Below are 25,309 nucleotides of genomic sequence, written 5' to 3' on the forward strand. Positions count from 1 at the left end.
GGCGAGGTTCGGTATTGGTTCTTCAAGGACGATCTCGATGAAACCTGCCGTAACCGACCGTATCGAGACAAAAAAATACAATCATCCCACGGGCGGATGGGGATCCCTGAGGTCATTGGTCCGCAAGGCATACGGCGAAGGCCTGCTGATGTCGGGCATATGGAGCACGCTGCTCAAGCAGAACAAGGCCGATGGCTACATGTGCATTTCCTGTTCATGGGCCAAGCCGGCCGATCCGCGGCCCTTCGAGTTCTGCGAAAATGGCGCCAAGGCGACCATGTGGGATCAGACGAAGCTGCGTTGCGGGCCGGATTTCTTCGCACGACATTCGGTCACCGAACTGCTCGACTGGCCGGATCGTGACCTCGAAAAACAGGGCAGGCTTACGGATCCCCTGCGCTACAATGCCGTCACCGACCGCTATGAACCGGTTTCCTGGGATGACGCATTCCTTGAGATCGGCATGGAGCTTCGGCGGCTCGATCCGAAATCGGTCGTCTTCTACACATCCGGTCGGGCCTCGCTGGAGGCTTCGTTCATGTATCAGCTCTTTGCGCGTATCTACGGCTCATCGAACCTGCCCGATTCTTCCAACATGTGCCACGAATCGACCTCGGTCGGGCTGCCCGAATCGATCGGCTCGCCGGTTGGAACCGTGCAGCTCGAAGACTTCTCCCAGTGCGACATGATGTTCTTCTTCGGCCACAACACCGGGGTGACGGCGCCGCGGCTCCTGCATCCGCTGCAAGAGGCTCGCCAGCGTGGGGTGCCGGTATTCACCTTCAATCCCTTGCCGGAAAGGGGGCTGAAGCGCTTCAAGAATCCGCAAGATCCCCTTGAAATGCTGTCGCCGGGCCCCGGCACGAAGATGTCCAGCGACTTCTTCCAGGTCCGCAGCGGTGGCGATATCGCCGCTATGACCGGCATCGCCAAGGCGGTGCTGGCGCTAGACGACGCGGCACGGGAACACGGGGATCCGCGTGTCCTCGACGTCGATTTCATTGCCGAGCACACGGATAGTTTTGCCGAATTCGAAGCTTACCTGCGGGCCGCCAGGTGGGAGGACATCGTCAGGCGCTCGGGAATTGCGCAGGCGGATCTCGAACATGTTGCCGAGGTCTACAGCCGCTCCAACGCGGTGATAGGCAATTACGGCATGGGTTTGACACAGCACCGGCACGGTACCGAGAACGTCCAGATGCTATGCAATCTGCTGCTGATGCGCGGCAACATGGGAAAGCCCGGCGCCGGCATTTCACCGCTGCGCGGCCATTCCAATGTCCAGGGCCAGCGCACTGTCGGCATATCCGAAAAACCCGAGCTCGTCCCGCTCGACAAGTTCGCCCGGTTCTATGATTTCGAGCCGCCACGCGAGAAGGGTCTCGACACGGTCGAGGCCTGTGAGGGCGTCATCGCAGGCTCGGTGAAAGGCTTCATCGGACTCGGCGGCAATTTCGTTCGCGCCGTTCCCGAAACCGGCCTGATCGAGAAAGCATGGCGTCGGCTTGGGCTGCATGTCGAAGTCGCCACCAAGCTCAACCGCAGCCATCTCCTGCCAGGGGCGGTGACCTATCTGCTGCCCTGCCTGTCGCGGCTGGAAAGGGACCAACAGGCGAGCGGCGACCAGACCGTTTCGATGGAGGACTCCACCGCCTGTATCCACGGCTCCTTCGGTTCGCGTCCCCCGGCTTCACCGCATCTGCTTTCCGAACCGAAGATCGTGGCGGAACTGGCCAAGGCCACCGTATCGGGGGTGAGTTCGATCCCGTGGGATAAATGGGTCGCCGATTATTCCCTTATCCGCGATGAGATCGAGCGTTGCTACCCGCAGCATTTTCGTGAGTTCAACAAGCGGTTCCTGACGCCGGGAGGCTTTCACCGCGATATCAAGGCGTCGAAACGGGTCTGGGAGACGCCGAACAAGAAAGCCAATTTCAAGCTGCCGACAACGCTTGAAACAGACCCGGACATCGATGTTTCGGGTCACAATGTGCTGACGCTGATAACGGTGCGCTCCAACGACCAGTTCAATACCACCGTCTATGGGTACAATGACAGACTGCGCGGCATACACGGCACACGCATGGTCCTGTTGATGAACGAGGCCGATATCCAGCGCTTCGGGTTGAGCGCCGGGCAGGAAGTTGATCTGGAGGCCCATGCCGATGACGGCGTGGAGCGGCGGGTTCGAGGTTTGCGCATCACCCCCTACTCCGTGCCCGAAGGCAACTGCGCCGGTTATTATCCGGAACTCAATCCCCTGGTTCCTCTGTGGCACCGGGCCAAGAAGGCTCACGTCCCCGCCGTAAAGTCGGTTCCCGTCAGAATTGTTGCCAGGGAACCCAAAACGAGAAGCTCGGCGCGCCACTAAAGCAACCCAGGAAAAGTGTGTACGGCTTTCCCGGGAAAAGCGCGGTGCGCTTTCCCCTAGGAATTGCGCAAAAACAACAACATAGAGTGGTTAGCCGTTTCCGCAGACGATGAACTGCTCTATGGCGGTCCCAGTCTGGTGGGCCAGGCCGGTAGCTAGCCGCCAGCCGGCTTAGGGGATGCCGGCTGGGCCGGTTGGGTGCCTTGCTGATCTCCGCCGGTGGTGGTTTGTGGGGTGGGGTTCGTGTCGGTTGTGGGGTTTTTGTCGACCGGCTGACTGTTCGTATCCGCTTTGGATTTGTCGGGATCGGGATTGTTGCACCCGGCCAGACAGACCAGTGCCAGCATCAGCAACACGGCTCTCATATCGATACTCCTTCGGTGGGAGATGGCGAAGCAGCCTGCCAAGCTTCCATCCGGTCGAATCGCACCGAAAGCCCCTGCCTGGCCGCGCTTCTGGCCAACATGCGATCCAGTTCGGCATCTTCGATCGGGCTGCGCATCACCTCACGAATGGCCCTGCAAGCCAGCTCCGTCGACACGAAATCATATCGCCTGCTCCTGGTCAGCACATATTGCTCGACCAGCATTTTCACACGCCGGAGCGCGATCTTATCAGCATGTTGCATCATGTTCCTCCTGCACGCGCCGAACTGCGGGACCAACCGGTTGTTCCCGCCCGAATTCCGAAAATCCATCGCCCGGCCAGGAGCAGAAGTCAGACTCCCGGCAGGCGCCGACCGGACGATACCGATCCACGGAACAATCATCTCCTCTGCTGGTTCGGCCGGCACGACGGAGGAAATCATGGCGGACGCAAAACTCGCAGTGGTCACCGGCGCCTCGAGCGGCATAGGCAAGGAACTTGCGAAACTCTGCGCGAAGGACGGCTACGATCTCGTCGTTGCGGCTGATGAACCGGCAATCCAGCAGGCCGCCGAGGCACTCGGCTCACATAATATCGGAGTCGAAGCCGTCGAGGCCGATCTCGCGACCGTCGAAGGCGTGGATCGGCTGATCTCCCGAATTGGCGAGCGTGACATCGACCTGCTGTTTCTCAACGCTGGACGCGGGCTCGGCAATGGCTTCGTCGACCAGGACTGGAGGAAGATCCGGCGCATCATCGACACCAATATCACCGGAACGGTGTATCTGGCGCATGAACTCGGCGCCAAGATGGCTCGCCGCGGGCGCGGGCGCATTCTTTTCACCGGGTCGATCGCCGGTTTCATGCCCGGGACTTTCCAAGCCGTCTACAACGGCACCAAGGCATTCATCGATTCCTTCGCGATCGCCTTGCGTCACGAATTGCAGGACACCGGCGTCACGGTGACCGTGTTGATGCCCGGCGCCACGCAGACACGCTTCTTCGAACGCGCCGAGATGATGGACACCAAGGTCGGCACCGACGAGAAGGACAATCCGGCCGACGTTGCCAAGGCCGGCTACGAAGCAATGATGACTGGCGAAGAACAGGTGGTCAGCGGCTGGAAGAACAAGCTGCAGGTCGCCGCTGCGCATGTCACGCCAGCAGGTACGCTGGCCGAACAGCACCGCGAGATGGCGGCGCCGGGCTCGGCGTCCCAGGACTGATCGGCGGCATCTTCGGCGCCACGCACGAGAAACGCGCGTTTCACCGATGAAACGCGCCCTCCAAACTCAGGAGCAACATCGTGAAAGCCCTTACATGGCACGGCAAAGGCGACATACGCTGCGACCAAGTGGCCGATCCCGTCATCGAGGATGACCGCGACGTGATCATCAAGGTTACCTGCTGCGCCATATGCGGCTCCGACCTCCACCTGATGAACGGTTACATGCCGACGATGAAATCGGGCGACGTGCTTGGCCACGAGACGATGGGCGAAGTGGTGGAGGTTGGTCAGGGCCATTCGAAGTTCAAGAAGGGTGACCGGGTGGTGGTGCCGTTCAACATTTCCTGCGGCGAGTGCTGGTTTTGCCAGAACGGGCTGTTTTCGCTTTGCGACCGCTCGAATCCCAACGCAAAACAGGCCGCCGAAGCGATGGGGCAATCGCCGGCCGGCCTTTTCGGATATTCGCATCTTGTCGGCGGCTATTGGGGCGGACAAGCGGAATATCTGCGGGTTCCGTTCGCCGATGTCGGTCCGATCAAGGTGCCGGAGGGAATGGAAGATGAACAGGTGCTGTTTCTCTCCGACATCTTCCCGACCGGCTACATGGCGGCAGAGAACGCCGGCATCGAGCCGGGCGATACGGTCGCGATATGGGGTTGCGGCCCGGTTGGCCAATTCGCCATCCAGAGCGCGTGGATGCTCGGCGCCGGCCGTGTCATCGCCATCGACAAGGTGCCGGAGCGGCTGGCCATGGCGCGTGAACACGGCAAAGCCGAGACGCTCGACTTCAGCAATTCCAATATCTACGACGCACTGATGGCGATGACCGACGGCCGCGGCCCGGATCGCTGCATCGACTGCGTCGGCACTGAATCCGACCCCGGCGCGAGCGCCGACGCCATGCTCGACAAGGTGAAGGCCGCCGTCTATCTCGGCACCGATCGGCCGCATGTGCTGCGAGAGGCGATCTATTGCTGCCGCAAGGGCGGCACCATCTCGGTTCCCGGCGTCTACATCGGCCTGGTCGATCACATCCCGTTCGGCGCCGCGATGAACAAGGGGCTGACCTTTCGAATGGGCCAAACCCATACCCAGCGCTATCTCGAACCACTTCTGGCCAAGGTCCAGAATGGCGAGATCGACCCGTCCTTCGTCATCACCCACAGAGCCGAGCTCGAAGCCGGGCCGGACCTCTACAAGACCTTCCGCGACAAGCAGGATGGTTGCATCAAGGTGGTTATGCGGCCGCATAGTTGAGATGTCGCGGTTCCAGAGGCAAGAGCTATCTCATTCCCGGCATCCGTTGGACGCCCGCCCGATCGACATTGGCAGTTCGGAACCTTCTGCTGTGTCGGCGATTGACCCGCTGAGGTCGATTCAGAAGAAGGGCGCCACCATGGCTAACGAGAATTCTCGCTCGAAACCCGTTATTCGGTCTCCGAACACCGATGGTTTGCCACACCCGAGGCGAGACGCCGGTGATACGGACGCAGGGGCGAAATCGCCGACGCCGAAGACTGCCGGAGGATCTCGCCCTTCAGCTCCTCCCCTGGACAATCCCGCAGCCAATCGAAATTCCGGTCGCCCCCGCCAGGCCAGCACGACTCCGCGACCGACGGACAAGCCCTTGGACTGATCCTGCGGCGCCATTGGAGTAACCGTCAACGCGAAACGTCGGGCAGCGACCCCAGATCGGCCAGCGCAGCCAGGATGGTTGCTTCAGTCGCCGGCTTGGGCACGAATTTGCAGTCGCGAAAGGATGCCGGTAAGTCGCGCGCGCCAAATCCCGTCATGAGGGCGAAGGGAACACCCTGCGCCTGCAATATCTCCGCGAGGGGCAGGCTCGTTTCACCGTTCAACTGGATGTCCAGCAACGCCATGTCGATCTTGTCCGAGCCGACGAGACGAAGCGCCGCGGCGACCGAAGGCGCGGGACCGACCACCTGGTAACCGGCGCTACGCAGGACTAACGCGGTGTCTTCCGCGATCAGCCATTCGTCCTCGACGACCAGGACGCGCGGTCCGTCGTTCACGACTCCTCCTTCCCGTTAACGGGAAATGCGATCTGAACGTTGAGGCCTTCCTTGCGAAAAGCGGTTTCAACATGGCCGCCAAGCCTGTAGCCGATCTCTCCCTGCAGCAGCGTGAGGCCGAAGCCGCTGCCGACGGGTTCCTTGACAGGGGGACCATCCTTCTCGCGCCAGGCAAACGTGAACATGTCGTCAGCGATCGACCACATCACCACCACCTTGCCACGAGGTTTGGAAAGAGCGCCATATTTGGCCGCGTTGGTGGCCAGTTCGTGGACGGCCATGCTGAGGGAAAGACCCTGTTGCGGTCCAAGTTCTATCTCCTGGCCGTTCAGTTCGAACCGTTCAATGCCAAACGGTTCGAGTTCCTGGTGAAGCAGTTCGCTGACCGAAGCTTCCTTCCAGCTTTTCCGGCTCAACAATCCATACGCCCGCGACATCGCATGCAAGCGTCCGATCAAGGCCTCCGCGAATTCATCCTTCGACACGGATTTCTCCCGCGTGCGGCTCGCAATGCTGACGATCACCGCCAGCATGTTCTTGACCCGGTGGTTGAGCTCAGAGATGAGAACCTGCTGATGCTCTTCCGCCTGAGCCAGGATGGTGACGTCGACCAGTGTCACGACTACACCCTGAACCCGGTTGCTCTTGTCCCGGTAGGGATTGATATGGACCATGTGAAACCGCCCGGCGCTGTCGCGCGCGAGGTGGTGGTTCAGGGTCTCGCCGGTCTCGAACACCTCGGCGATATGCTGCTTCAACTCGGGATAGTCGAGCTGGCTCGACAGGTCCGTCAGCGGCCGGCCGACGTCGGAGGGACGCAGACTGAAGAAGGACGAAGCCGCAGGCGTGAAGGTCCGCACCACCAGATTGCGATCGAGGAAAATGGTCGCGATTTCGGTGCTTTCGAACAGGTTGCGCAGATCGCTGTTGGCGTGATCGAGTTCCTCGATCTTGTTCGTCAACTCGGCATTGATGGTGTTCAGTTCCTCATTGAGCGACTGCATTTCCTCCTTCGAGGCCTCAAGTTCTTCATTGGTCGATTGCGCTTCCTCGTTGACGGAGACGAGTTCCTCATTGGAGGACTTCACCTCTTCCAGTGCGGTCTCATATTCCTCGATCGTCGATTGCAGACGCTCCCTCGTATCGCGCAGTTCCCGCTCGAGATCGGCGGTGCTGTCGGTGTCATGGCTGCCGCCTTCGTCTGTGCGGATCTGCGTAGGTCCCGACGGTTCGAACAGGACGAGATAGAGCGGCTCGCCATTGTCGCGTTCCGCCAGCGGCTCGATGGTGAGCTTGATCGGCTGGATCCGCTCATCATCCTCCTCGACCGTGAGATTTTCCCGCACGACGGTCCGGCGCGTCGACGTCGCCTCCCGCAGTGCGGCGCGCAGGTCGAGCCGCAGCCCGCGGCGTGCCATTGTCAACAATTGCCGGCTGGGAATGCCTTGCGGCGCCTCGAGATATTTTCCGGTGCGAGCTGAGTAGTAGACGACATCGCCTTCGGCGTTGACCAGCACATGCGGGGGGGCGAAGCGCTCCAGCACCTGCGCCTCGACCGCCTGGCGCAGCGGATAACCGGCGGCTCCCTTCCTCAAGCCGGTGCTCTCGGACGGGAATGCGCCCGAATGGCTATCGCCGATCAGGGCGGGCAGCCTGACATGCGGCGAGGCATGCTCCCGCGCCTGGAAGATACGATGTTTCTTGTCGACGGTGGCAAACAGATTGTCGTTCTGTCCGACGCTCTCCGAGGTGCCGAGAAAAAGGTAACCGCCGGGCTTCAGGGCGTAATGGAAAATAGGGATGACCCGGTTCTGAATGGCAGGGCCGAAATAGATCAGCAGGTTACGGCACGACACCAGGTCCATGCGTGAGAAAGGCGGGTCGCGAACTACGCTGTGCGGCGAAAAGATGCACAGCTCCCGTATTTCGTTGCTGATGACATAGGTGTCGCCGTCGCCATTGAAAAACCGCTGGCGGCGTTCGGGGGAAAGCCCTTGCAGCAAGGCTTCGGGATAGCGCCCTGCCCGCGCCACCGCCAGCGCCGGTTCGTCGATGTCGGTCGCGAATATCTGGATTCGCGGAACGACAGGGAGCTTATCCGCATGCTCGCGCAGCAGGATACCGATGGAGAACACTTCCTCGCCTGTGGCGCAGCCGGGAATCCACACCCTGACGATGTCGTTGGCGGTCTTGCCTTCGAAGAGTTGCGGTACGATCTTTCGCTCGAGCAGTTCGAAAGCCTCGGGATCGCGAAAGAAGTTGGTGACGTTGATCAGCAGGTCGCGAAAAAGGTTCATCACCTCGCGAGGGTCCTTTTGCAGCCATTCGACGTATGCGCCAATGGATTGCATCTGTGCGATCTGCATGCGCCGCTTGATGCGTCGCAGGAACGTCTTGGTCTTGTAGCCCGAGAAATCATGGCCTGAGTGGCTGCGCAGGATGCCGTAGATCTGGGACAGAACCTTTTCCATACCTGCCGTTCGGACGCTATCCTCCTCCGCCAACCCATTTAACGCGTCGAAGCCGCGGGCGAAGGCTTCCAGCTTCGTGCCGATCTCCTCGGCGGGCGCGGCTATATCGATAAGTCCGCTGGTGATGGCGCTCTGCGGCATATCGGGGTTGCGCGGGCCGTAGCCGTCGGAGATCTGCGCGACGGTGAGCCCCCCACGCTCCTTGATCGCCTTGGCGCCCAAGGTTCCATCGGAATCTCCGCCCGACAGGATGACGCCGACGGCATGTTCGCCCTGGTCTTCGGCTAATGCGCTGAAGAAGATGTCTATGGGTTTGCGTTCCTGGCTGAACCCGTTGGGCCGGCGCAGGCGCAGCATTCCCTTGTCGATGGTCAGGGTCACGTTCTGCGGCATGACATAGACGTGGTTCGGTTGAACGATCATGCCATCCGCCGCGACTTCGACCGGCATTTCGGTGTAGCGGCCGACGACCTCATGCAACAGGCTCTCTCGCTTAGGGCTGAGATGAGTGATGACGACGAACGCCATGCCGGGCTGATCGGCCATACCCTTGAACAGCCCTTCCATCGCCGGAATTCCGCCGGCGGACGCGCCGACGCCAACGATGGGAAATCTTTTCGACTGGGCTGTCACTGGAAGTTCCCCTTTCGGCACCTGTGTGCGAAATCACTTATGAAGCAGGCTGGACAGCAGGTAAGCATAGGCGCGGCGGAGATACGGAACAAGTCGCGACGGATGGCGTTGAATTTGCAGTTCACGTGTTCAATGACCAAACGTCCATCTGAAACAAAGCTCCCGACGCACATGGAGTCAGCGGCGTGGAATTGCTTGACGATTTCGGCCGGGCTCGTGCCGAAACGCCAGCAGGCTCGGCGAAGGAGACTGTTTCCACCAGGTACTGGTCGAGAAAGGATGACGAGGTGCGCGATCTGCAAGGGGTGCATCTTCTGATCGTCGAAGACGAATGGATGGTAGCCGGAGATCTCGCCCGTTATTTCAGCAATATGGGTGCGATCATTCTGGGACCGGCAGCGACGGTCGAACAAGCATCATTGCACACTGAATCGGCCGAGGCTGCCATCCTCGACGTCAATCTCAACGGGCGAAGGGTCTTTCCGATCGCGGACGAACTGATGCGCCGCGGCGTGCCGTTCGTGTTTTTCAGCGGCGACAGCGATATCGCCATTCCCGAACATCTCCGGCATGCCAGCAACCTGCGAAAATCCTCGGGCAGCGGGGCTGTATTCAATGCTCTTTTCCCGCCGCAAAACCCGGCTGCGGCGAGCGGCTTTGTGCCAAGTTCGCCGGACGACGTGTTTTCGCTCCTGCCCAAACTCAGGCTTGCGGCACGTCTGTTGCTGGGGGATGTGGAAGCCTCCGACCGGCTTGTCGAAAGGACGCTCGAGCGGGCGATCCGTGACATCGACCAAAGGCGGATCGGCCAGTCCACCGAAGACTGGCTTAACGCCATCATGCGCGATTTGGCAAGGTCCAGCGGCGCAAGGCTTCTGAACTGAGCCGACGAACCAGGTTTTCCGATTGATCGCCGGCCGGGCCCTCGGTCAGCCCTTTTGGTCACGCTCGACGAACTTGTTGAAACGGCTGGTTTGCCCGCCGCCGGTGTTGGCCTGGTAAAGAAAAGCCAGATGGTTCTCATCAAATATCCGAAAGAACTCATCCCATTCGACTGGTTCGAATGCCTCCTCGGGCTCGCCGAAATCGATCCGCAGGATGCCGCCCTCGCCCTTGGTTCGCACCACTACCGGCCGGCCGTTCCGCTCCTCGGCCCATTTGCGAATCTCCTCGTGATTGGTGGTCGTCTGCGATTGCGACATCGAAATCTCCTTTCGGCCTGCTCTCTCGCCGCGCACGCACCGCGGCAATTGTTGAGCGTCCTAACAGCACACGGCAGGCAATGTTCCAGCACCGGTGGTGCCGGTGCGATGCGGCTGCTGTGTGCCGGCCAGGAGAACTTTGTTGATGCGCAGGGAACAAAGCTTTTGCGGAGAAGTTCGGGACGCCGAGGTCACCAGTCCGAGGAGTTGTCGTGAAACGTATACTGGTCACAGGGGGCTGTGGTTTCATTGGTCGCCACGTCGCAAAAGAATTCGCCGAGCACGGTTATTCGGTTTGCATCCTCGATGCACTGCTGGATCAGGTCCATGCGGGTGAAGCGGTCAACCTTCCCGCGGGAGCCGAACTGATCAAGGCCGATGTGCGCGATCGCGAGGCCGTCACCAAGGCACTGGACGGCATCGACGGGGTGGTTCACCTGGCCGCGGAAGTCGGCGTCGGCCAATCCATGTACGAGATCGCCCGCTATGTCGGCGCCAACGATCTCGGCACCGCCACGCTGCTGGAAGCGTTGATCAAGCACCCGGTCGAGCGGATCGTCGTCGCCTCCTCGATGAGCGTCTACGGCGAAGGTCTTTACGCCACGCCCGACGGCCGGCGCATCGGCAACGCCCGGCGCAAGGCAAACGATCTCAAAAGCGGACAGTGGAATCCCATGTCTGCGGACGGTGAACCTCTCTCGCCGTTGCCGACAGACGAAGAAAAGCCGGTCGATCTCGCCTCCATCTATGCATTGACGAAATATGCCCAGGAACGCGCCGTGCTGATCTTCGGCGAGGCCTATGGTGTCGACGCTGTGGCACTGCGCCTGTTCAACGTCTTCGGCGCCGGGCAGGCGCTTTCAAATCCCTATACCGGCGTGTTGGCCAACTTCGCCTCGCGTCTCGCCAACGGCAAGCGGCCGATGATCTTCGAGGATGGCCAGCAGAAGCGCGACTTCGTTCATGTGCGTGACGTCGCCCGCGCCTTTCGCCTGGCGCTGGAGCAACGCCAGGCGAAAGGTCACGTCATCAACATCGGAAGCGGCCGGGCCTATGCTATCCGCGATGTCGCGCGCCTTTTGGCCAAGGCCATGGGAACGCCGGACCGCTCGCCCGAGCTGCTCGGCAAAGCGCGTTCCGGCGATATTCGCAACTGCTTCGCCGACATTTCCAAGGCGCGTGAACTGCTCGGCTTCGAGCCGGGGCGGCAATTGGAGAATTCGCTCGGCGACTTCGTTTCCTGGGTGCGCAACACGATTGCCATCGATCGCGGCGCCGACATGAAACGCGAGCTCGAAGAACGCGGGCTGGTGTCATGAAGCCGGGTAGGCGCAACCGTCGCGAGGCACCTGTCGCCGTCATCGGCGGCAGCGGCTTCATCGGGTCCAATCTCGCCGACAGCCTTTTATCAGATGGCGAGCCGGTGCTGGTGATCGACAATCTCAGTCGTGCGGGTGTCGAACAGAACCTCGAATGGTTGTCGCACAAGCACGGAAGCCGCCTCAAGGTGGAAACCATCGATGTGCGCGACGCCAACGCCTTGGCTTCAGCCCTGAGGGGGTCGAAAGCGATATTCCATCTGGCCGCGCAGACCGCCGTCACCACCAGCCTGGTTCGGCCGGGCGAGGATTTCGACATCAACCTTCGGGGAACTTTCAACGTCCTGGAGGCGGCGCGACAAAGCGGCGAGTGCGTCCCCGTGATCTTCGCCAGCACCAACAAGGTCTACGGCAGCCTTCCCGACATCGCGGTTCGCCAGGAAGGCGAGCGGTGCGTGCCTTGCGACCCTGCAATCCGTGCTGAGGGCATCGGCGAGGGCCGCAGCCTGGACTTCTGCACGCCCTATGGCTGCTCCAAAGGCGCGGCGGACCAGTACGTGCTCGATTACGCCAAGTCCTATGGCTTGCCGACTGCGGTCCTGCGGATGAGCTGTATCTATGGCCCGCGCCAGTTTGGAACGGAGGACCAGGGCTGGGTTGCGCATTTCCTGATCTGCGCGCTTTCGGGGCGGCCGATAACCATTTACGGCAACGGCAGGCAGGTGCGCGACATCCTGCACGTCTCCGATGCGGTTGCGGCCTACAGGGCCGTGCTCGACCGGATCGAGACGATCGCGGGCCAGGCGTTCAATCTCGGCGGCGGACCGGAAAATGCGCTCAGCCTGCGCATGCTGTTGGATGAGATCGGCAGCCTGACGGAACGAGCACTGTCGGTCCGCTATGAGGCCGAGCGGACGGGCGACCAGCCCTTCTTCGTCGCCGATACCAGGAAGATGAAAACCACGCTTGGCTGGACGGCGCGTGTTTCATGGCGCGAAGGCGTCCGCGACCTCGCCGATTGGTTGCACCGTCACCGGCTCGAACCCCAAGCCGAAGCCGTGAGGTACGTCGCATGAAAATCGCATTGGTCAACCCGTTCTGGACCTATGACGACAGCATCTATTTCGGCTGCCGCCAACCGCATCTGCCCCTGGAGTTCGGCTACTCGAAAGCCTTGCTCGAACGGGCCGGACATGAGGTGCTGATGCTGGACGGACAGCTTCAGAAGCTTGACAATTCCAGCCTTTCCGAACGGGTTGCCGAGTTCGCCCCGGCAATGACGGTCGTCAGCACCGCGCCGACCTATCTGTTCTGGCGTTGCGCGCCGCCGGAGCTGCGCGTGCCGGCCGACTTTCTCAACCGCCTTGCCGGGCGAGGTGGGCGCACCGTAGCGGTCGGGCCGCATGGCTCGGCGACACCGGCGCCAACTCTGCGCAAGCTCCGCGTTGACATCGTCGTGCGCGGCGAATGCGAGGAGGTTGTCGCCGACCTTGCACGGTGCGACGATTGGAGCGTGGTGCCGTCCACGGCCCACATCAGCGGAGCAAGGCTGGTCTCTAACGGCGGCGTCCACGCCAGTTCGTTCATCGACCATCCGCCGCTCGAATGGCCATCGGACTGGATAGCCGCGCACGCGCACCATCATCACAGGTTCGACGACCAGCAGGTGGGGTTCGGCGCGGAGGTCGAGGCGTCGCGCGGCTGCCCTTACAATTGCAGCTTCTGCGCCAAGATGGATTTCCGCGATGCTTATCGCCGCCGACATCACGAGGCGGTCGTGACGGAAATAGACCGGCTGATCGCCCAAGGTGTCGGCTACATCTACTTCATCGACGAGATCTTCCTGCCGCAGAAAGCCTTGCTGGAGGCACTGATCGACCGCGAGGTGAAGTTCGGCGTACAGACCCGCATCGACCTGTGGAAGCCCGAGCTGCTGGAATTGCTTGGCGCGGCAGGCTGCGTGTCCATCGAAGCGGGCCTCGAAAGCCTGACGGTAGAGGGCCGGGCCATGCTGGCCAAGCGCTGCCGGCTGGGCACGGAGGAACTCGCCGCGCTGCTCGTCGACGCGAGACGCCATGTTCCCTTCGTCCAGGCCAACCTGATCGGCGTGATCGAAGACGACCCTGCCCTGGTCGACCACTGGCGAAACCACCTGATAGACAACGGCGTATGGGCTAATGAGCCGGTACCGCTCTATCCCTATCCGAGTTCGCCCAGCTATCGCGAGCTTTGGGGCGAGCCCGACGACATCGCCTGGGAGCGCGCGCATGAGCACTATCTCGCATCGTTCCAAAAATTCAGCGACATTCAGGAGAAGCGCCCGCGTCCGCTGGCGGAGCTGGAGGCGACATGTTGCGGACACTGACCCCGCGTTCGCGGCGCATCTTGATGACGGTCGATGCCGTGGGCGGCGTGTGGCGGTACACGCTTGATCTGGCCCGGGAATTCGTCGATGGCGGAGGCAGCGTTTTGCTCGCCGGTCTTGGTCCGGAGCCGTCCAGGCAACAGGCCGAAGAAGCACAGTCTTTCGCGACGCTGACCTGGCTGACCACGCCACCGGATTGGATGACCCGCAATGCCAGCGACCTTGATGCGTTGCCGGGGGAGTTGCATGGGCCCATTCGTGACCACGCCGTCGACCTTGTTCATCTCAATGCGCCGACGCAGGCAGTGGGGCTCGATGCGCCCTGCCCCGTCGTGGTGGTCTCCCACTCCTGCGTGGTCACATGGTTCCATGCCGTCAAGGGACAGGCGGTGGACAGCGCATGGGACTGGCAGAAGCAGCGCAACAGGCGCGGCTTCGAAAGGGCCGACGCCGTCATCGCGCCGAGCCACAGCCACGCCGGCATGCTCGAAACCTGCTATGGGCCGATCGCGCGTCTCAACGTCGTCGCCAACGGCGCCCGCCCGATAGCGAAACCCGAAAAGCGTCAACCGCTCGTCTTCGCCGCCGCCCGCTGGTGGGATGAAGCCAAGAATGCCACGGTGATCGACCAGGCCGCGTCGATGACGCAATGGCCCGTCTTTGCAGCCGGTTCCACGCAAGGTCCGGACGGCCAGCGCGCCGGCTTCAGCCATGCCGTCGCTCTGGGAGCGCTACCGCATGATGAGATGCGCGCCCTGATGGCGCGCGCCGGCATCTTCGTGTCGTCATCGCTTTACGAGCCGTTCGGCCTGGCGGCGCTCGAAGCGGCCATGTCGGCGACGCCGCTCGTTCTATCCGACATAGCCACCCACCGCGAGTTATGGGGCGGGGCCGCGTTATTCTACGACCCGCGCGACCCGGATGATCTCGCCGCCTGCATAAACCGTCTCTCCGCCGATGCGCAGCACAGACGGGAGCTCGGCCGGGCAGCCCTGCGCCGGAGCCGCAGGTTTTCGTTGGCGAGGCAGGCAGCGGCCATGCGCGACGTCTACGACAAAGCGGCCTTAGCGATGGCGGAGCGCTGATCATGCGCTTTCTGTTCTATACCCATTCGGTCGTTTCCGACTGGAACCATGGCAACGCACATTTCCTGCGCGGCATCATGCGGGAGCTGGTCGCGCGCCAGCATCAGGCGATCGCGCTCGAGCCGGCGGACGGCTGGAGCCGCTCGAATCTACTGGCCGAGAAGGGCTCCTTCGCCATAGAGCGCTTCAGGAACGATTTCCCCGAGCTGATGCCGGTGACTTACGATGCCGGCTTTGACCACGAGGCCTGGATCGCCGATGCGGACGTGGTGGTCGTCCATGAATGGACTGATCCGGATCTCATCGCGCGCATTGGCCGCGCCAGGGCGAGCGGCGGCAACTTCATTCTCCTGTTTCACGACACCCACCACCGCGCCGTGTCGGCGACCGAGGCGATCTCGGCGCTCCAGTTGGAGCATTACGACGGCGTCCTCGCCTTTGGCGAAGCCCTGCGCGAGAGCTACCTGCGCGCCGGGTGGGGCAAACGCGTCTTCACCTGGCACGAGGCGGCTGACGACCGCCTGTTCAGACCGCACCCGGAGATTCGCCCTGCGTCAGACCTGATCTGGATTGGAAACTGGGGCGACGACGAGCGTACCGCAGAACTCAAGGAATTTCTGATCGAGCCGGTGCACGAACTCCGCCTCGAGGCCACCGTCCATGGCGTGCGCTACCCCAGGCAGGCGCTCGCCGATCTCGCAGCCGCCGGCCTGCGCCATGAAGGTTGGATCGCCAATGCCGACGTGCCGAAGGCGTTCGCAGCGCATCGTGTCACGGTGCATGTTCCGCGCCGCCCCTATCGGGAAGGCCTGCCCGGCATTCCGACCATCCGCGTGTTCGAGGCACTCGCCTGCGGCATTCCGCTGATTTCGGCGCCGTGGTCCGACACCGAGCAACTGTTCAGACCAGGCGTCGATTTCCTGTTTGCGGACAATGGCTCCCAGATGCGGCGACACCTCCGGGCTGTACTCGGCGACGCGGATTTCGCTGGCTCCTTGGCGGCGTCTGGTCTCGAGACCATCCGCCTGCGGCACACATGTCGGCACCGCGTGGACGAGTTGTTCGGCGTGCTCGCCGAATGCGGACCTCAACACATCACCAATCCGACCGCCGCAAAGGAAGCTGCTGAATGAAGATCGCTTTTTATGGATCGAGCCTGTTGTCGTCCTACTGGAACGGCGCCGCGACTTATTACCGTGGGTTGCTCAAGGCGCTTTCCCAACTCGGCTACGAAATCACCTTCTATGAACCTGACGTCTATGACCGCCGGAATAATCGCGACATCGAGGCGCCGGACTGGTGCGCCGTCGTCGTGTACGAGGCGACCCGGCACGCGCTGATGCAGGTGGCGGCGTGCGCCGCCGAGGCGGATATCGTCGTCAAGGCGAGCGGCGTCGGTTTCGAGGATGAGGCGCTGCTGCGCGCCGTGCTCGATCACGCGCGTCCTGACGCGCTCGTCGTGTTCTGGGACGTGGATGCTCCAGCGACGCTCGGCCAATTGCGCGACGAACCGGACCATCCGCTGCATGCCGCGCTGCGGCAAATCGATCTTGTGTTGACCTATGGCGGCGGCGACCCCGTGGTCTGGGCCTATCGTGCCATGGGAGCGAAGGAATGCGTGCCGATCTACAATGGGCTCGATCCTGAAACGCATCATCCAGTCGCCAGTCAGGCGCGTTTTGCTTGCGATCTCGCTTTCCTCGGAAACCGGCTGCCGGACCGTGAGGCGCGCGTCGAGGCGTTTTTCCTCGATCCCGCCAGCCGCTTGCAGCAGCAGCGTTTCCTGCTTGGCGGATCGGGCTGGGGCGACAAGCCGCTTCCCGCCAATGTCAGTTGGCTCGGCCACGTTGGCACCCGCGACCACAACGCCTTCAATGTCACGCCCAAGGCGGTGTTGAACATCAGCCGCGACAGCATGGCCGCAAACGGCTTTTCGCCCGCCACCCGCGTTTTCGAGGCGGCGGGCGCCGGTGCCTGCCTCATCACGGATGCGTGGCTGGGGGTCGAACTGTTCCTGAAACCCGGCGAGGAGATCCTGATCGCGCGCGACGGCGGCGATGTCGCCGAAATCATGCGCGCCTTGACCCCCAACCGGGCAAAGGCGATCGGCGCGTCCGCACTGCGCCGCGTCCGCGGTGAACATACCTACGCTATGAGAGCGGCCGTCACCGACGCGGTCCTGAGGCGGCACTTCGAACGCGGGACCGAGGAGGCGGCGTGATGACCAAGCGGCTCAATATCGTCTTTCTCGGCCTGTCCCTCTCCTCGTCCTGGGGCAACGGCCACGCCACGACCTTTAGAGGACTGCTGAAAGGCCTGCACGAACTCGGCCATCGCGTGACATTCCTTGAGCGTAACGTGCCGTGGTACGCCAATCATCGCGATTTGCGCGATCCCGATTTCTGCGCCCTGCGCTATTACGAAACCACCCGAGAGTTGCAACAGGACTGCGCGCGATGCCTGCAACAGGCCGATGTCGTGGTCGTTGGGTCCTTCGTTCCGGAGGGGCGCGCGGTCATCGACATTGTCGCGGCGCTCTGCAAGGGGGCGCTCTGCTTTTATGACATCGACACGCCGGTCACCCTGGCAAAACTTTCGACGGATGAATGCGACTATCTTTGTCGGCGCCAGATTCCGTATTTCGATGTCTATTTCTCCTTCACCGGCGGGCCGACGCTTGGCCGACTGGCGGAGGATTTCGGCGCGCGCCGCGCCGAGCCACTCTACTGTGCGGTCGACCCGGAACGGCATCATCGAACCGCCGACCCGGTCGGCTGGGATCTCGGTTATATCGGCACTTATAGCACGGACCGGCAGACAGCGCTGAACGCGCTGTTGCTCGAGCCCGCACGGCGCATGCCGGACCGCCGTTTTGTCGTCGCCGGCTCGCAATATCCGCCCGACATTGTCTGGCCCGAAAATGTCGAACGCATCGAACATTTGCCGCCGGCCGATCATGCCGCTTTCTATAGCCGCCAGCGCTACACGCTCAACGTCACGCGCAGATCGATGATCGCCGCCGGATGGTCCCCCAGCGTGCGCCTTTTCGAAGCGGCCGCTTGCGGTACGCCGATTATCAGCGATCGTTGGCCAGGTCTCGACAGCTTCTTTCCTTCTTCGACGATCCACACGGCCGACAAGGGGGATGACATCGTCGATATCCTGCTCAGGGAATCCGAGCGCGCCCGGCTCGCCATGGCCGACCGGGCGCGCGAACTCGTCCTGGGAGCACATACCGGCGCGGCCAGGGCCCGCGAATTCGTGTCGCTGCTGACAGCATCGAGAGCAGCGATGGTCGATCTCGATATCGGAACCGCAGCATGACTGAAAGACAGGAGAAAACAGCGATGCGGCAAACAAGAAAAGCGCGAAGGGCGAAGACAGTGCTTGTCGCCGGCGGCGCGGGTTTCCTCGGCTCGCATCTTTGCGAAACGTTGTTCCGCAACGGCTGGCGTGTGATCTGCGTCGACAATTTCCTTACCGGCCGCATGGACAACATCGTCTCGATCATGGACCAGCCGCGCTTCCGGCTGATCGAGCAGGATATCTGCCGACCACTGAACCTCGGCGAGCCGGTCGATCGCATTTTCAACCTGGCATGCGCTGCTTCGCCGCCGCGCTACCAGGCCGATCCGATACACACCACGCGCACCTGCGTCGTCGGAACGCTCAACCTGCTCGAACTCGCCGCCCGCAACAATGCGCGATTCCTGCAGGCGTCGACGAGTGAAGTTTACGGCGACCCCGAAGAACATCCGCAACGGGAAGACTATGTCGGCCATGTGAATTTCACTGGCCCGCGCGCCTGCTACGATGAAGGCAAGCGCACCGCCGAAACGCTTTGCTTCGATTATCTGAGAGCGGCAAAAGCCGATATTCGCGTGGCCCGCATCTTCAATACCTACGGTCCCAGGATGGATCCTGCCGACGGCCGCATCGTCTCGAACCTGATCATCCAGGCGCTTGAGAAGCGCTCGATGACGATATTCGGCGATGGGTTGCAGACAAGGTCCTTCTGCTACGTCTCCGACCTGATCGACGGTATGATGCGCCTGATGGATCTCGATCCCAATCCCGGAAAACCCGTCAACCTGGGCAATCCCGGAGAATTCACCATCATGCGGTTGGCATCCATGGTGAGGGACATGACCGGAACCAAGTCGGATCTGAAATTCCTGCCCTTGCCGCAAGACGATCCGCGCCGCAGGCAGCCCGACATCTCGCGTGCAAAGGCGCTGCTCGGCTGGACGCCGAAAGTGCCGCTCAGGCAAGGGCTGATGCAGACGATCGGATACTTCTCCAATCTCGAAACCAGCGGGATCGACGGCCGGATGACAGCTATTGCGACAAACGCAAGATCGGGCAGGTTGCAAAACCTTCCGGCCTGAAGCCAGGCCGCAGCCACGTGCTCCCGGCATGACCGCTCAAGCACGGTCATGCCTCCTGCCGCACTTTTGCGGATTGCCCGGAACATCCTGGCAAGCTCGGGGTTTGACGATGAGACCCCGCTATGGAGTATGGACCTGTGCAACCCAAACGATCCGCAAAGGATATCGAGCAGATTGCGGAAAGAGAGACGGCTGCCTTTCTGCGACGGGCCTCCATCACCTATCTCGAGTGCTGCGTCAGTCTGATGATGACGCATCTGCAGCGCGAGGAAGTGGCCACCATTCTCGAACGCGAAGCGGACATGCTGCGGAGACTGGACTGATCGTCACGGCCCGGACCTCTCCAGGAAGCGTAGCAGCCCATTCTTGTACCGCGTTGCCGCAGCTACCAGCCTTGGCTTCTCCGGGCCATGCTCGGATCGGGCAGCAACGTTCCAAAGGCCCAGTTGAAACGCCAGGTAGCAAGGTTCGAGATAGTCAATGAGGCCGGTATCGATATTGAGCCGCTCCCCGGCTTCCATGCGGTGGACCAACGTCGCTAGCGCGCTGTCGGAAAATCCATACTCGACGCGAGCGCCCGCAATGTCCCATTCTATGGGCTGGCAGCCGATCAAATCATGTCCCCGGCAGTGATCGACGGCATCCGTCTTGATCAACGTCCCGTCGGCACAAACGAGAAACTCCCACGGGTGAAGCCTTCCGTCGATCTCGACCCGTGGCAGCGCTTGCGCAGGGCCTTGCTTCGAGAACCAGTTCCGCAGTTCCGCCGCGCACTGCTCGCCAAGGGCTTCGGCGCCATTGTGGACGGCCATGTCAACGAGTTCCGGCAATGGAGCACCGGGCTCCGGAGTTCCCAGATTGGCCGCACGCCAGGCGAGATAGCGTGCGAGCCCCGCGACAAGTCTGTCTTTCGATAGGCTTGCCTGATCCATTGTCTTGCCGTCGACCCACCGTTCAACCAGAAAGCCGTGGCAAAGCCCGGCAACTTGCGGTGCGAAACCGGCTTCGTGCAGCATCTTGGCGGCTCGCATCTTGCGCTGCCCTGCTTCACCGAGGCCGGCGAATTTGACGAGCCATCGATCGCGGCCCGCAAACGCCAGGAACTTTCGCCGCTCGAAGCCGGGTTGACTAGGCGGCCAGAGCCTCTCCTCGGTGTAGTGGAGATGTCGCCACCCTCCAGCGGATATTTCGGTCAAGGCCAATTGCGGGCTGCCGGCCGCCTCCGCCACCCAATCGCGCAGCGTCGGGATTTGCGCGCCGCTCGGGAAGGTGCTTTCGAAGGCTATCGCCACATGTTTGCGGCAACCCGACCATGTCTCACGAACCTCCTCAGAGGCTTCGGCACCCGGCCCGCCGGAATGGCTGGGGAACAGGTGGATGCGGTTCCTATCGATGCCCAGCCGCCGCAACCATGCGACGACGGCGTGCATCGAACTGCCCGACAGGCCGGGGCCCTCGTCGACAACAGCGAAGCAAGCCGACGGCTTGTCCCTCCAGGCGCCGATCAGTTCCGGATCGGCGTTGACATGCCTGCGGAAAGGATGGCCGATCGGGCGCACGCTGATGGGTGCCGGCGCGTCGATCGCCGCGGCGACCAGGGCGGCAAGCCCGAGGCCGATGCTGCGGATGCCGATGACGCATGTGTTCCCCTCGAGGCCTGATGCCCGCGCCGCGCCGAGATAGCTTTCCGGATAAAGCGCATAATGGGCGTATCCCTCGGCCGTGCCGGTAAGAACCTTGCCCCGGCAGTCGAGCGCTGCCAGCATTTGCCTCAGCACGGGATCGACGGCGCCGCTTACCGCGAAGCCGCTTTGCCAGGACCTCGCCACTTCCGCCGCAAGGCCGACCAGCAGCTTGGCGCCTTGCCGTTGCCGCGGCGAAGGGGTGTCCCCGCCGCAGGCCTCGAACTCGATATCGGCCAGCGCCTGGACCAGTTCCGAGACCTTGACGAACAGCCCTACCAAGGCAGCGTGGCGTTGGATGCCACAGGGCCTGCAAGCGAGGCTTCCGGCCATTTCGATTGCAGCCTCGCGAAGCTGCCGCGCGTCTTCCGTTCGTTTGTGGTCGCCGTAGACGATCATCGATCGATTCCAAGCTTGCCGTGCGCCAACGCGGCATACGCGGCTTCGATCCATCCTGCCGCGCGCAATTTTTCCACATGCCAAGGAACATTCCGGCAAACTGGCGGTTCGGCCCCAGGAACTTACCTTGGACAGCACAGGACGGCAGTTTCGTGGGATCGAAGAAAGTTCGTGTCGGTATCGTCGGCGTAGGCAATTGCGCATCCTCCCTGGTGCAAGGCCTTTCCTATTACCGAGACGCAAAAGGCAACGAGCCGATCCCCGGGCTGATGCATGCCGATCTCGGCGGCTACCACGTCGAGGATGTCGAGGTCGTCTGTGCGTTCGACGTCGCCAAGGGCAAGGTCGGGCGCGACGTGGCCGAAGCGATCTACAGCGCCCCGAACAACACGTTCCGTTTTGCCGATGCGGTTGCAACCGGGGTTCGCGTCGAGCGTGGCCCCACGTTGGACGGCATCGGCAAATATCTGCGCACGGAAATCGAGGAAGCGCCGGAGCCGGTTGCCAATGTCAGCGAAATCCTGCGGGACAGCGGCGCCGATGTGCTGGTCTCGTACCTGCCGGTGGGGTCGGAGGAAGCGACGCGCTTCTATGCCGAATGCGCCCTCGAGGCCGGCTGCGCCTTCGTCAACTGCATACCGGTTTTCATCGCATCACGGCCCGAATGGCGCCTGCGTTTCGAGGAACGCGGGCTGCCGCTGGTCGGCGACGACATCAAGAGCCAGGTCGGCGCGACCATCGTGCATCGGTTGCTGGCCAATCTCTTCCGCGAGCGCGGCGTCCGCATCGACCGCACTTATCAGTTGAACTTCGGCGGCAACACCGATTTCCTCAACATGCTGGAACGCGAGCGGCTGGAATCGAAGAAGATCTCGAAGACGCAATCCGTGACCAGCCAGTTCGATGTTCCCCTGGAGCCGGGCAACATTCATGTCGGCCCCAGTGACCATGTGCCATGGCTCACCGATCGCAAATGGGCCTACATCCGGGTTGAAGGCACGACCTTCGGTGGAGTGCCGCTCAACGCTGAACTCAAGCTGGAAGTCTGGGATTCGCCCAACTCGGCCGGCGTGGTCATCGACGCCGTGCGCTGCGCCAAGCTGGCGCTTGACCGCGGCATCGCCGGCGCGCTGACCGGTCCGTGCAGCTATTTCATGAAGTCTCCGCCTGAGCAGTTCACCGATGCCGAAGCTCGGCAGCGCACGCTCGCGTTCATCACCGGCAGGGACGAGCCCATGCTCGATGCCGCGGAATGACGACGACCTTCTTCCTGATCCGGCACGCGGCACACGACAATGTCGGCTCCTATCTGGCCGGGCGGATGGGCGGAGTTCGCCTTGGCGAATCCGGCAGGGCTCAGGCGGCGCATCTTGGCCGCCGCATGGGCCGCGAGCCGATTGCCGCTATCTGGTGCAGCCCACGCGAGCGCACGCAGGAAACCGCCAAGCCGATCGCGACTGCCTGTAATGTCGGCGAAATCGCGATCTGCGCCGAACTCGACGAGATCGACTTCGGCATCTGGTCGGGAAAGACGTTCGAGGAGTTGAACGGCGATGCCGGCTGGCAGGCGTGGAACAGTCGGCGGCAGGAAGCAAGCACCCCAAGCGGCGAAACCATGCTGGACGTTCAACAGCGTATCGTCTCGCTCATGGACAAGGCTCGAGAGCGGCATCAGAACCAATGCGTCGCGCTGATCAGCCATGCCGACGTGATCAAGGCAGCCATCTGCAATGTGCTCGGCCTGCCCGTCGGCAACAGCTTTCGCTTCGATATCGACCCCGCCTCCATCACGACGATCGTGTCTGGAGACTGGGGAGCAAAGCTCATCCGCCTGAACGAACTTGCCTGACGAGGACATGCCGGATGCAGATGGTCATTTTCGGTCTCACCGTCACGTCCTCATGGGGAAACGGCCACGCCACCTTGTGGCGCGGGCTGATCCGTGCGCTGGCCCGGCACGGCTGGTCCATCACCTTTTTCGAGCGCGACACCCCTTACTATGCCGGTACGAGGGACCTCGATCAGTTGGACGGCGGCAACATCGTGCTCTACCCGGACTGGGAAGATATCCGAAGGGTCGCGGAGCAGACGATCAAGCAATCGGACGTCGTCATCATTACCTCCTACTGCCCCGACGCCGTGGACGCTTCGCGCCTGGCGCAGCAGGCATGCCGCGGGCTGCGCGTTTTTTACGACTTGGACACTCCGGTCACGCTGGCGCGCGTCGATCAAGGTGAACGCCCACCCTATTTCGGGCCCGAGGGACTTGCCGATTTCGATCTCGTCCTGAGTTACACGGGCGGCTCGGCGATCGACGCGCTCAAGACGGTCCTCGGTGCACGCCACGTGGTGCCGCTCTATGGCCATGTCGATCCCGACCAGCACCGGCCGGCAGTACCAAGGGCCGAATTTGCCGGCGATCTGTCCTATCTCGGCACCTACGCGGCGGATCGCCAGGCCGGCGTCGAAAAACTGTTGGTGCGTCCGGCCGCGCGCCTGCCTGACCACCGCTTCATCATCGGCGGCGCGCAATATCCGCAGGAATTCCCGTGGAGCGACAACATCTTCTTCGTCAGGCATCTTCCGCCGGCCGACCATCCGGCCTTCTTCTCATCGGCCCGCCTGACGCTGAATGTGACGCGCGAGGCGATGGCGCAGAAGGGTTGGTGCCCTTCGGGCCGGCTGTTCGAAGCGGCGGCATGCGGCGTACCGATCATCACCGACACCTGGCCCGGCCTCAGCAGCTTCTTCGACCCCGGCAGCGAGATTCTGCTGGCGCACGACACGGACGACGTGGTCGCAGCGCTCAAACTGCCAGCGCACGAGCTCGATGCCATCCGAAGCCGTGCGCGTGAACGGGTACTGGATGAACACACATCCGCACGGCGCGCGGCGGAGCTGGATCGCATCCTGAACGAAGCCTTGCAAAGGTCGGCCGGCGAACCGATGAAGGAAGCAGTCTGATGTTGGGCATCGTGCCCGCTGCCGGACGCGGCAGCCGCATTCAACCGCTCGGCTTCTCGAAGGAACTGCTGCCGGTCGGGAGCCGGATCGATGGACAGACCGAGCGCCCCTGCGCCGTAAGCGAATATCTGGTGCGGCGGATGGTGCGCGCCGGCGTCGACAAGATCTGTTTCATCATCGGATCGGGCAAATCCGATATCCTCGAATATTATGCCGCGGGCTACGGCGCGGCGACCGCTCTGTTCGTGGTACAGCCCACCCCTGTCGGCCTTTGCGACGCGATCTTCCGGGCGGCACCCCTCGTCGCACCGGACGAGACGGTGTTGATCGGCCTTCCCGACACGATCTGGTTTCCCGAGGACGGCTTCTGCCGTCTGCCGGACGACCAGCTGTCATTCCTGCTCTTCCCGGTGGAGCGGCCGGAATTCTTCGATGCCGTGGTTCTCGAAGAGGGAGGCCGGGTGCGGGAAATCCAGGTCAAGCGAGAGGACGCCGCCACGAACTGGATATGGGGCGCCTTCAAGATGCCGGGCCATGTCCTGCACCGGCTAGCGGCACTCTGGCGCGAGCGGGATTGCCATGACGAATATATCGGCACGTTGATCAACGCCCATCTGGCAGCGGGCGGTCAGGCCTATGGTGTCAAGGCAGGGGCCGCCTATGTCGACGTCGGTACCTTCAACGGTTATCGCGCGGCCCTTCGGCTGCTCGACGAAGATGCTGCGTCCAAAATGCGCCGGCCCACCATGATTGCGTCCAAGGCACATTCGCATGTGCCTGCCGTTCCGGGCGAAGGAGCCTAG

The 25,309-nt window shown here is 62.3% G+C and carries 21 protein-coding genes; 17 read left to right on the forward strand and 4 right to left on the reverse strand.

The window, feature by feature from the left end; genetic code table 11:
• The first annotated feature begins 37 nt into the window (after positions 1-37).
• From FJ964_RS27075 to FJ964_RS27095, 3 genes are all read left to right on the forward strand, one after another.
• Positions 38-2,371: an FdhF/YdeP family oxidoreductase gene (locus FJ964_RS27075; RefSeq protein ID WP_140553433.1), complete on the forward strand. Its 2,334-nt coding sequence runs from the start codon at positions 38-40 to the stop codon at positions 2,369-2,371.
• A gap of 806 nt (positions 2,372-3,177) precedes the next feature.
• On the forward strand, positions 3,178-3,963 hold the full coding sequence (locus FJ964_RS27090) for an SDR family NAD(P)-dependent oxidoreductase (protein ID WP_140553435.1): 786 nt from the start codon (positions 3,178-3,180) through the stop codon (positions 3,961-3,963).
• An 80-nt stretch (positions 3,964-4,043) separates the two neighbouring features.
• A complete protein-coding gene (locus tag FJ964_RS27095) occupies positions 4,044-5,222 on the forward strand; it encodes a zinc-dependent alcohol dehydrogenase (RefSeq protein WP_140553436.1) in 1,179 nt (392 codons plus the stop codon).
• 404 nt (positions 5,223-5,626) lie between these two features.
• Here FJ964_RS27095 and FJ964_RS27100 read toward each other — a convergent pair whose 3' ends face one another.
• Both FJ964_RS27100 and FJ964_RS27105 read right to left on the reverse strand, forming a co-directional pair.
• Positions 5,627-5,998 carry a response regulator gene (locus tag FJ964_RS27100; RefSeq protein WP_140553438.1) on the reverse strand — a complete coding sequence of 124 codons (372 nt, stop codon included), beginning with the start codon at positions 5,996-5,998 and terminating at the stop codon, positions 5,627-5,629.
• Positions 5,995-9,102: a CheR family methyltransferase gene (locus tag FJ964_RS27105; RefSeq protein ID WP_140553440.1), complete on the reverse strand. Its 3,108-nt coding sequence runs from the start codon at positions 9,100-9,102 to the stop codon at positions 5,995-5,997. Before FJ964_RS27105 ends, FJ964_RS27100 begins: the two co-directional genes overlap by 4 nt.
• Positions 9,103-9,287: 185 nt before the next feature.
• Here FJ964_RS27105 and FJ964_RS27110 point away from each other — a divergent pair, with 185 nt between their 5' ends.
• Complete coding sequence (locus FJ964_RS27110; protein ID WP_224713391.1) at positions 9,288-9,986, forward strand: response regulator; 699 nt, start codon at positions 9,288-9,290, stop codon at positions 9,984-9,986.
• A gap of 45 nt (positions 9,987-10,031) precedes the next feature.
• On the opposite strand, the gene FJ964_RS27115 is transcribed toward FJ964_RS27110, so the two are convergent.
• Positions 10,032-10,304 carry a hypothetical protein gene (locus tag FJ964_RS27115; protein ID WP_140553441.1) on the reverse strand — a complete coding sequence of 91 codons (273 nt, stop codon included), beginning with the start codon at positions 10,302-10,304 and terminating at the stop codon, positions 10,032-10,034.
• 212 nt (positions 10,305-10,516) lie between these two features.
• On the opposite strand from FJ964_RS27115, the gene FJ964_RS27120 reads away from it, so the two are divergent.
• From FJ964_RS27120 to FJ964_RS27160, 9 genes are all read left to right on the forward strand, one after another.
• Positions 10,517-11,623 (forward strand): SDR family NAD(P)-dependent oxidoreductase, encoded by a 1,107-nt coding sequence (locus tag FJ964_RS27120; RefSeq protein WP_140553442.1) that lies wholly within the window; start codon positions 10,517-10,519, stop codon positions 11,621-11,623.
• Positions 11,620-12,699 carry an NAD-dependent epimerase/dehydratase family protein gene (locus FJ964_RS27125; protein ID WP_140553444.1) on the forward strand — a complete coding sequence of 360 codons (1,080 nt, stop codon included), beginning with the start codon at positions 11,620-11,622 and terminating at the stop codon, positions 12,697-12,699. The genes FJ964_RS27120 and FJ964_RS27125 overlap by 4 nt, the downstream gene beginning before the upstream one ends.
• On the forward strand, positions 12,696-13,988 hold the full coding sequence (locus FJ964_RS27130) for a TIGR04295 family B12-binding domain-containing radical SAM protein (RefSeq protein ID WP_140553446.1): 1,293 nt from the start codon (positions 12,696-12,698) through the stop codon (positions 13,986-13,988). Before FJ964_RS27125 ends, FJ964_RS27130 begins: the two co-directional genes overlap by 4 nt.
• Positions 13,973-15,073 (forward strand): glycosyltransferase family 4 protein, encoded by a 1,101-nt coding sequence (locus FJ964_RS27135; RefSeq protein ID WP_140553448.1) that lies wholly within the window; start codon positions 13,973-13,975, stop codon positions 15,071-15,073. Before FJ964_RS27130 ends, FJ964_RS27135 begins: the two co-directional genes overlap by 16 nt.
• A gap of 2 nt (positions 15,074-15,075) precedes the next feature.
• Positions 15,076-16,206 (forward strand): glycosyltransferase, encoded by a 1,131-nt coding sequence (locus tag FJ964_RS27140; protein ID WP_140553449.1) that lies wholly within the window; start codon positions 15,076-15,078, stop codon positions 16,204-16,206.
• The gene (locus FJ964_RS27145; RefSeq protein ID WP_140553451.1) at positions 16,203-17,294 is read left to right on the forward strand and encodes a glycosyltransferase; all 1,092 of its coding nucleotides are present in this window, start codon (positions 16,203-16,205) and stop codon (positions 17,292-17,294) included. The genes FJ964_RS27140 and FJ964_RS27145 overlap by 4 nt, the downstream gene beginning before the upstream one ends.
• Positions 17,294-18,397 carry a glycosyltransferase gene (locus FJ964_RS27150; protein ID WP_140553453.1) on the forward strand — a complete coding sequence of 368 codons (1,104 nt, stop codon included), beginning with the start codon at positions 17,294-17,296 and terminating at the stop codon, positions 18,395-18,397. Before FJ964_RS27145 ends, FJ964_RS27150 begins: the two co-directional genes overlap by 1 nt.
• A 23-nt stretch (positions 18,398-18,420) precedes the next feature.
• Positions 18,421-19,461 carry a UDP-glucuronic acid decarboxylase family protein gene (locus tag FJ964_RS27155; RefSeq protein WP_140553455.1) on the forward strand — a complete coding sequence of 347 codons (1,041 nt, stop codon included), beginning with the start codon at positions 18,421-18,423 and terminating at the stop codon, positions 19,459-19,461.
• A gap of 137 nt (positions 19,462-19,598) precedes the next feature.
• Positions 19,599-19,784: a hypothetical protein gene (locus FJ964_RS27160; RefSeq protein ID WP_140497402.1), complete on the forward strand. Its 186-nt coding sequence runs from the start codon at positions 19,599-19,601 to the stop codon at positions 19,782-19,784.
• A 3-nt stretch (positions 19,785-19,787) separates the two neighbouring features.
• On the opposite strand, the gene FJ964_RS27165 is transcribed toward FJ964_RS27160, so the two are convergent.
• Positions 19,788-21,542 carry a hypothetical protein gene (locus tag FJ964_RS27165; protein WP_140553457.1) on the reverse strand — a complete coding sequence of 585 codons (1,755 nt, stop codon included), beginning with the start codon at positions 21,540-21,542 and terminating at the stop codon, positions 19,788-19,790.
• A gap of 152 nt (positions 21,543-21,694) precedes the next feature.
• On the opposite strand from FJ964_RS27165, the gene FJ964_RS27170 reads away from it, so the two are divergent.
• The 4 genes from FJ964_RS27170 to FJ964_RS27185 are packed head-to-tail and all read left to right on the forward strand — an operon-like array spanning position 21,695 to position 25,309.
• A complete protein-coding gene (locus tag FJ964_RS27170) occupies positions 21,695-22,798 on the forward strand; it encodes an inositol-3-phosphate synthase (RefSeq protein WP_140553458.1) in 1,104 nt (367 codons plus the stop codon).
• Positions 22,795-23,391, forward strand: coding sequence for a histidine phosphatase family protein (locus FJ964_RS27175; RefSeq protein ID WP_140553460.1), 597 nt, complete (start codon positions 22,795-22,797; stop codon positions 23,389-23,391). The genes FJ964_RS27170 and FJ964_RS27175 overlap by 4 nt, the downstream gene beginning before the upstream one ends.
• A 14-nt stretch (positions 23,392-23,405) precedes the next feature.
• Entirely contained in the window at positions 23,406-24,506 is a 1,101-nt protein-coding gene (locus FJ964_RS27180; protein ID WP_140553462.1) for a glycosyltransferase, read from the forward strand.
• Entirely contained in the window at positions 24,506-25,309 is an 804-nt protein-coding gene (locus FJ964_RS27185; protein WP_140553464.1) for a sugar phosphate nucleotidyltransferase, read from the forward strand. Before FJ964_RS27180 ends, FJ964_RS27185 begins: the two co-directional genes overlap by 1 nt.

This window comes from Mesorhizobium sp. B2-3-2 (assembly GCF_006442295.1).
Lineage (GTDB): Bacteria > Pseudomonadota > Alphaproteobacteria > Rhizobiales > Rhizobiaceae > Mesorhizobium.